Here is a 7,388-nt window from a genome sequence, read left to right as displayed (position 1 = left end):
TGGGATGAGCTGGCAAAGCCGAGGACCTGCGCCACGTCGCGCACGTCAAAACCGGCGTTCTTGGACAGCTCGGCAGCGGCCAGCACGCGCACCAGGTCGATCACACGCTTCAGGGTGGGCGCCTGGCCCACGGCGAAGCTACGGGACAGGTGCTCACGTGAGACGCTGAGTTCCCTGGCCAGCTGGTCGGTACGCACGGGTCGGCCGGCGCGACGCACCACGCTTTGCCAGACCGCGATCTGCAGCGGGGTCTCGAGGTGCAGTATCGCTGGCGGCTGCGAGAGGGCGCGTTCGAAGCGACTGGAAAAGGCACGACGCAGCACGAGTTCGCGCGCGACGCTGTCGTCCACCCCTTCCACGAGCACGTCGGCGACACCCGCGACGGCCGCTCGCGCGACGAACGGCGCATCGGCCGGCAGCAGCGTCGTGATCAGCACGAACGGGAGACTCGGAAACTCTTCGGCGCGTGAAATCAGGCGCTGTGCGTCTTCACCGGCTCCCGCATCGATGATGACGACATCGACGAGCTCTTTGAGGAGGTACTCCTCGACGTCGGCGGCACTTTTGGCGGCAAGCACGTGCGCCCGACGCCGCGGGAACGCTGCACGCACCAAGGCGCGTGCGCGCTCACGTTTGAGCAGCGCGACCACGCACATGAGCGGAGCAACGCTGTCGGCGCTGCTGCGGGCCGCGGCCATCAGAGAGAGGGCGCGGTGCGCACGCCGGCGCGTGGCGTCGGCGCCTGCGCTGGATCAGCGGCCGGGTCTTCCCCACGCACTATGGCATTGGCGCGCATCAGCACGTCACGCGCGTTGACGTACGACACGAGCTTCGTGGCTTCCGGAAACGTGGCCCACCGACAGGCCGTGATACCCTCGGCACGTTGCGGGGTGGTGTTCGACGCATCGCTGCGCATGAGGTAGAAGTGACAGACCTTGTGCACCAGTCGGCCGCGAAAGCGGAAGAACCAGTCGATGGTGTCGATGGCGCCGTCGAGAAACACATCGTCGAGCCCCGTTTCTTCACGCACTTCGCGCAGCGCGGCGGCGTCGGGCGGCTCGTCTGTTTCGAGATGCCCTTTCGGAAATCCCCAGTTCTGGTAGCTGTCGCGAATGAGCAGGAACATGGGCTCGCCGTCCTGCACGCGATACACGACCCCACCGGCCGATGTTTCGAGCGTGGCGCGCCCAGAGCGCTTCTGCGGATCGCGCGACGTGGTCACGCGACGCCGATCAACGGCGCGCTGCCTTCGAGCGTGGCGCGTCCTTCGATGAACTGCCGCACCAGCGGATCGGTGCTGTGCTGAATCTCGTTTACCGTCCCGACGGCGCGCACCTGCCCTTCGTACAGCATGGCGATGCGCGTGCCCACGGTATATGCGCTGCGCATGTCGTGCGTGATCACCACGCCCGTGACGCCGAGTTGATCACGCATGCGCACCATGAGCGCGTCGATCGTGGCCGACGTGACCGGATCGAGCCCGGTGGTGGGTTCGTCGTAGAGGATGTACTTGGGGCGCAGGGCGATGGCGCGCGCGATGCCGACACGCTTACGCATACCGCCGGAGAGTTCGGCCGGCATGCGGGTCTTCACATCGGGCAGATCGACCAGTGCGAGCGCCTCGTCGACGCGCGTGGTGATTTCCGACTCGCTGAGTTCGCCCTGCTTGCGCAGTCCCATGGCGACATTCTCGCCGATGGTCATCGAGTCGAAGAGCGCGGCGAACTGAAACACGTAGCCGATCCGTCCGCGCAACGCGTACAGGTCTTTGCGCGAGAGTTGGTCGACACGGAGGCCATCGACCCAGACCTCGCCCTCGTCGGGTTCGAGGAGGCCGACGATGTGCTTGATCGCCACCGACTTGCCGGTTCCGGAATAGCCGATGACGACCATGGTCTCGCCTTCGTTGACCTGAAGCGAGAAACCGCGGAGCACCTGCTTGGGCCCGAAAGCCTTGTGGACGTTCTTGAACTCGATCATGAGATCACAAATGTACCGCCAAAGATCGGCGAAGGTAGGCGTGCTGAGCGGGGCAAAAACGCTCGAGGGGCGTCCGATAGTCGGACGCCCCTCGAGCCTGCCGATCCCGCTGAGCCGACGCGGTGTTCAGGCGGCGAAGCTGGACAGGGCACGCCCCACATCACCTTCGCGGAGACGCTTGAGGGCTCGGTCACGCAGCTGGCGCACGCGTTCGCGGGTGACACCGAGCATGCTGCCGATCTCTTCGAGCGTATGTTCACGACCGCCTTCGAGGCCGAAATAGAGGCGGAGGACCTTGGCGTCGCGCGGCGGCAACGTGGAGAGGGCCTGTTCGATTTCGTCGGTGAGGAAGCGGTTCATCGCTTCTTCTTCGGTGTCGGGCATTTCGTCCGCGACGAACCGTTCGATGAGCGAACGATCGCCATCGGGGTCCATCGGAGCATCGAGTCGCACGTCGCCGGTGTTCAGCGCGGCGAGCGACTGTACCACATCGACCGACAGGCCAGTAACCTGCGCGAGCTCTTCGGGCGACGGCTCACGACGGAGCTTCTGCCGGAGGATTTCCGACGCCTTGATGATGCGCGAGAGGTCGGCGGTGCGATTGAGGGGCACGCGCACGGTACGTCCCTGTCGCGCGAGCGACGAGAGAATCGCCTGACGGATCCACCACACGGCGTACGAGATGAACTTCACACCCTGATCGGGATCGAACTTTCGCGCGGCGGTGAGCAGACCGACGTTGCCTTCACCGATCAAGTCGATGAGCGGCAGTCCGCGATTCTGATACTTCTTGGCGACAGAAATGACGAAGCGGAGGTTACGCTTGACGAGTTCCTGCAGCGCGTCCTGGTCACCGGTACGGATCTTCTTCGCGAGCTCGATCTCTTCGGCCGCTTTGAGGAGCGGATACGTGCTGACTTCGTAGAGATACTGGTCGAGGATATCGCGCTCGGGTTCACTGGGCGCGATGCCCGCGGGTGCCGCACGACGGCGCTTCCGCTTGACTTCAGTCATGGAATTCTATGAGACCTTGGGATGAGACATCACCCCTGAAGGAGGAAACGAAATGGATACGGCTTGCCAACAAACGGCGCCGGCGACCCACGGGATCCCAACCGACCGCGGCTGGTCAATTAAGGGGGTAGCCGCGAAAGATACGCCAACGAGAGTCTTTCGCCAGTGTAATCTGCGGAACTCTGCTTGACGCGAGACATACACCTCACTAGACTGCGCGTTCCTGATGCCCTTGCCGGCATGATGCTGTGGTGGGGTAAAGAAGGACAGCAGCGCAGGAAGCCAGTTCCGGGGGCGTAGCTCAGTTGGGAGAGCGCTTGAATGGCATTCAAGAGGTCAGCGGTTCGATCCCGCTCGTCTCCACTCCGTTTGGTCACGGTCTATCAGTCGGTTTGCGGGAATAGCTCAGTTGGTAGAGCACAACCTTGCCAAGGTTGGGGTCGCGGGTTCGAGTCCCGTTTCCCGCTTGTAGTGCAACGGTGTCCTGGGTCGTTAGCTCAGTTGGTTAGAGCGCCACGTTGACATCGTGGAGGTCACAAGTTCGAGTCTTGTACGACCCATACTGCTGGTTTGATGGTGCCCCTGTTTGAGAACCTGGTGAAAGCTGGTCAGTAGCGTCGGTACGCCTGATGCGCTAGGTTCCGAGTCTCTCCGCGAGGGGAGGCTGTGCGTGGATCGTGGTGCATTGGAGTTCTGCGCCTATAGCTCAATTGGATAGAGCATCTGACTACGGATCAGAAGGTTGGAGGTTCGAGTCCTTCTAGGCGCGTAGGGTGATCCGGATGGGAGCACGTCGTCCGGATTCTGGGAGTGGGACAGTCAACGGGGCGTAGCTTAGCCCGGTAGAGCGCGTGCTTCGGGAGCACGAGGTCGCAGGTTCGAATCCTGTCGCCCCGACTGAATACAAAGGGAAGCCCGTCAACGACTTAAAGCGTTGGCGGGTCTTTTTATGGTGTAGTCGTTCAGCCGCCGAGAACGCTGCATCTTCGTAAAGCGACGGAGAGCGGGCTGTCGCGATGGTACGCCAGAGTTCGCCTGGCACTGTTGTGACTAAGCATCAATGGCCGAGTTCGGTTTTCATTCACAATCGGTCACAAATCAAATAATCAAATAGTGCAAAGGTTATGAAAATTTTACGGTAGAGGTCGGCAACGGCACGTGCATTGCCTTTCCTGGAGAGTAGAAAAGCTGTGGACTCCTCTCTCGGGCCCGATCATATGCGCACGATCGTCAATGTCGCTTCCTCTGCCATGCTCGCCGCCCTCACGCTTGCGGCGCCAGCATCCGCGCAGACCATCAGTATTCCAAAGAACAGCGTGGTTGGCAGTTGGGGGGGGCGCCGCCTTTCGCACCTTCGGACAATCGTTCACAGCGACCGGAACGAGTCTCAGCGACTTTTCCTTTTGGATGCAGCCGAGTACTGAGGTCGCAGTTCCTCAGTCGTTCCGGTCGTACCTCTTTGCATGGACTGGGTCGGCCGTGTCTGGAGCGGCGCTGTGGACGAGCGGGCCCATGTCGGCATCTTCGGGTAGTTCTTCCTCGCAATACACCGCGAACATTGGCGCGCTCAACGTGACAAGCGGAAGCTCGTACATCGCATTGTTCAGCACCTTTGGGGAATCGGGTTCGGGGAGTTACAGCTTTGAGGCGAATACTGCCGATCCCGATTCTGGTGGTTCGTTCTTTTTCAAGGGGGCTGGCCCTACCAGCGCGGGGTCATACATGAGCATGGATCAGTATGACCTCCGTTTTGACGCGAACTTCACCCCCGTCCCCGAGCCGAGTACCGTCGTGCTGACGTCGTTCGGTCTCCTCGGCGTGCTTGGCGCTGGTTTCCGCCGTTGCCGGACGCAGTCGACGAAATGATCCGACAGCCGACCACCAAAGACAAGGCCTCTGCTACCACACGTAGGATTGTCTTGTTCTTCGGGAGCGAGAGGTCGCAGGTTCAACTCCTGCCGCCCCGATTATATAGAAGATAAAGAGACACCCCGCAACGACTTCGGTCGCTGCGGGTTCCTTGTTTCTACCCACCCTGCCTGCTCACCCCTCTGTCCACCTCGCGACCAGTCGCTGCCACGGAATCACTGCCGCCACCAGCGCGAGCGTGATCAACGTGCCGGCCAGCGCCCTCCTCGCCTTCGCGGCCGAGCCGGTGGCCTTTTTCACGAGCACGCCCGACACGGTGGCGGCGACGGCCGCCAGGATCATCAGGAAGGGGTGCTCCACTACCAGGCGACGGAGCGCCGGATCCTTCATCGTGGCGCTCATCGACCCGCGCGCAGCGGCCACGGTCGGGCTTACGAACCATAGGCCGAGTCCGGCCAGCAGTTGCAGGTGCACCAAGAGCGTCAGCTTCCGCACCAGACCGGTTTCGGCCGCCGACCAGGTGGCGCTGCGGCTGAGTGCCCGTGCGAGTACAAGTACACCGACGATGAGGACCGCCCACGCCAGCAGGTTGTGCGTACCAATCAAGATCCCGTACATCCGATCACCCTCCGAAGATTGAGACTACACTCGGAATGTTATCCTGCCTGTAGCCGTTGCGCTGTTCCTTATCTCATGACTCCCCCCTCATGCCGCTGACCATATCGCTGACCCGCAGAAAGGCGGGTAACGTGCTCGCGCTCGTGGTCGTCATCGCGCTCAATGGACTCGCCGCAAGCGGGGCGATGAGTGGGGAGTCGATCGGCGACATTGCCAACCAATACCGCTCATTGGTCCTGCCGGCCGACTACGTGTTCGGCATCTGGAGCGTGATCTATTTCGGGCTCATCGCGTCGGCGATCTACCAGGCGCTCCCTACCGTTGGGGCCGAACGCGCTGTGCAGCGCCTCGGGATCTGGTGGATCGTGACGGGTGCGCTGAACGTGTCGTGGATCTCGCTCTTTTCTTTCGGGCAATTCGCGCTCGCGCTGGTGGTGATGGTGATCTTTCTCATTGCATTGATCGCCATTGGTGAACGCGTGCGCGAACGCGATCGCGGTGTCGGCAGTCTCACTGGTCGCGCCTGGTGGGCCGAACAGGCGTTCCTCGTCTGGCCACAGGACATCTACCTCGCGTGGATCTCGGTGGCGCTGATCGTGAACAGTTTTCAATTCGCGCACGCGGTGGCGTGGAGCGGCTTCGGCATAGCGGAACAAACGTGGGCTGTGGCCATGATGATCGTCGCCACGCTGCTCGGTACGATCATGGCATGGCGGCGTGGCAACTGGCTCTTCCCTTTGGTCGTCGCATGGGCGCTGCGCGGCATCGGTGTGCGATACGCGGACATTGCGGTTCTTGCGGACACCACGAGTTGGCTGGTCCCGGCGGGGATCGCTACCGGCGTGATCGCGTGGGGCGCCGGACGGCGAGCGCGTCGCGAAGGAGTTACTTCGCGGTGATCTTCGCCAGCGCGGCCTCGAAAGCGAGCCGCGCGGTGTCGTCGCCACTGACGCGTTGGGTCATTTGCGCGTATGTCGCGTCGGGAAAGCCGTTGGACTTGAGCATCCCTTCGCGCTCGAGCCGATGCCTGCTGCGCAGTTCGGCCAGCATTTCAGGCCTTTTGTTCTTCGGCTCGGCGTACTCAGCGTCGGCCTTGTCACGCAGCGCATTCATTGCCACATACGCCTTTGCAAAAGGGAGCATCGCGGCAACGCTGTCGGGATGAGGCGCCGCGGCGACCGGCACCGGCGTGGCGGACGTCGCCGTCGCTGCCAAGGGCGGCGGAATCGTCTGACCGTGAACCGTTCGGGTGCTACCCATTACGGCACAGCCGATCGCCAGCAGGGGAAAGAGACAGCGCGGCACGGCAGACTCCGGGAGCCAAGGGGAGGGCGATTGGCCACACGCCACCACCGTAAGCTCGGCCCGCTCGGGCTGACCGTCAACGGGTTGCCGCGAGAACGCGTTATCTTATTGCCATTCAGGGTTCCGCGCCCGACTGTTCATTGCTGGTTGTTTCCCCCCTGCAGTTCCCCTCCGTAATCCCCCCGCACGAGGTCAGGCATGAAGGCGATCTCCGCACTCGCGGTCACGCTCTCATTCGCCGTCGCCCTACCCGGCCATAGCGATTCTCCGCCCACCGAGCCCCCGACCGCGCCTCGCGCCGTGGGTCATCCGGTGCTGCCACGACCCGTCGCGCGCCGCGCCGGTGCCCTGAAGGCGCCCCCGGCGGCATGGATGGCGCCGGAGGAGCTCAATGCGGTGGTGAAGCAATACTGCCAGAAATGCCATAACCCAACGATGCGGCGAGGGAATCTTTCGCTCGACGCGTTCGACGTGGGGGCACCCGAGGCGAACGCTGATATCGCCGAGAAAGTCGTAGCGAAACTGCGCTCAGGTATGATGCCGCCAGTCGGCTCGGCGCGGCCAAGCGTGGACACGCTCTATGCACTTGTCACCTCCCTCGA

7 protein-coding genes, 5 tRNA genes and 2 pseudogenes are annotated in these 7,388 nt (G+C 62.7%); 8 read left to right on the top strand and 6 right to left on the bottom strand.

Annotated elements, in window-relative coordinates; all coding sequences use genetic code 11:
- The 4 genes and pseudogenes from ACESNG_RS17980 to ACESNG_RS17965 form a co-directional block, all read right to left on the bottom strand.
- A pseudogene (locus ACESNG_RS17980) lies at window positions 1-698 on the bottom strand (hypothetical protein); the annotation flags it as partial.
- Window positions 698-1,222: an NUDIX hydrolase gene (locus ACESNG_RS17975; protein ID WP_373060069.1), complete on the bottom strand. Its 525-nt coding sequence runs from the start codon at window positions 1,220-1,222 to the stop codon at window positions 698-700. The pseudogene ACESNG_RS17980 and the gene ACESNG_RS17975, both read right to left, overlap by 1 nt.
- Entirely contained in the window at window positions 1,219-1,980 is a 762-nt protein-coding gene (locus ACESNG_RS17970; protein ID WP_373060067.1) for an ABC transporter ATP-binding protein, read from the bottom strand. Before ACESNG_RS17970 ends, ACESNG_RS17975 begins: the two co-directional genes overlap by 4 nt.
- Before the next feature lie 126 nt (window positions 1,981-2,106).
- Window positions 2,107-2,994 (bottom strand): RNA polymerase sigma factor RpoD/SigA, encoded by an 888-nt coding sequence (locus ACESNG_RS17965; protein WP_206044389.1) that lies wholly within the window; start codon window positions 2,992-2,994, stop codon window positions 2,107-2,109.
- 290 nt (window positions 2,995-3,284) lie between these two features.
- Here ACESNG_RS17965 and ACESNG_RS17960 point away from each other — a divergent pair.
- The 6 genes from ACESNG_RS17960 to ACESNG_RS17935 all read left to right on the top strand — a co-directional run bounded on the left by ACESNG_RS17960 (window position 3,285) and on the right by ACESNG_RS17935 (window position 4,860).
- Window positions 3,285-3,357: transfer RNA gene (locus ACESNG_RS17960), tRNA-Ala, on the top strand.
- Between the two features lie 31 nt (window positions 3,358-3,388).
- A tRNA-Gly gene (locus ACESNG_RS17955) sits at window positions 3,389-3,461 on the top strand.
- Window positions 3,462-3,480: 19 nt separating this feature from the next.
- Window positions 3,481-3,554 (top strand) — tRNA-Val (locus ACESNG_RS17950).
- Window positions 3,555-3,689: 135 nt separating this feature from the next.
- A tRNA-Arg gene (locus tag ACESNG_RS17945) sits at window positions 3,690-3,763 on the top strand.
- Window positions 3,764-3,817: 54 nt separating this feature from the next.
- A tRNA-Pro gene (locus ACESNG_RS17940) sits at window positions 3,818-3,891 on the top strand.
- Window positions 3,892-4,506: 615 nt separating this feature from the next.
- Complete coding sequence (locus ACESNG_RS17935; RefSeq protein ID WP_373070153.1) at window positions 4,507-4,860, top strand: PEP-CTERM sorting domain-containing protein; 354 nt, start codon at window positions 4,507-4,509, stop codon at window positions 4,858-4,860.
- A gap of 177 nt (window positions 4,861-5,037) precedes the next feature.
- Here the strand turns inward: ACESNG_RS17935 and ACESNG_RS17930 are convergent, their stop codons facing one another.
- Complete coding sequence (locus ACESNG_RS17930; protein ID WP_373060065.1) at window positions 5,038-5,481, bottom strand: hypothetical protein; 444 nt, start codon at window positions 5,479-5,481, stop codon at window positions 5,038-5,040.
- Between the two features lie 89 nt (window positions 5,482-5,570).
- On the opposite strand from ACESNG_RS17930, the gene ACESNG_RS17925 reads away from it, so the two are divergent.
- Window positions 5,571-6,380 (top strand): tryptophan-rich sensory protein, encoded by an 810-nt coding sequence (locus ACESNG_RS17925; RefSeq protein WP_373060063.1) that lies wholly within the window; start codon window positions 5,571-5,573, stop codon window positions 6,378-6,380.
- On the opposite strand, the gene ACESNG_RS17920 is transcribed toward ACESNG_RS17925, so the two are convergent.
- A complete protein-coding gene (locus ACESNG_RS17920; RefSeq protein ID WP_373070151.1) occupies window positions 6,367-6,696 on the bottom strand; it encodes a hypothetical protein in 330 nt (109 codons plus the stop codon). The genes ACESNG_RS17925 and ACESNG_RS17920 overlap by 14 nt on opposite strands.
- A gap of 288 nt (window positions 6,697-6,984) precedes the next feature.
- On the opposite strand from ACESNG_RS17920, the pseudogene ACESNG_RS17915 reads away from it, so the two are divergent.
- Window positions 6,985-7,388: pseudogene (locus tag ACESNG_RS17915) on the top strand (hypothetical protein); the annotation flags it as partial.

Origin of the sequence: Gemmatimonas sp. (assembly GCF_041689975.1) — a bacterium.
GTDB lineage: Bacteria > Gemmatimonadota > Gemmatimonadetes > Gemmatimonadales > Gemmatimonadaceae > Gemmatimonas.
Note: the sequence above shows the minus strand (reverse complement) of the source record. Positions and strands in the feature narration are given on the sequence as shown.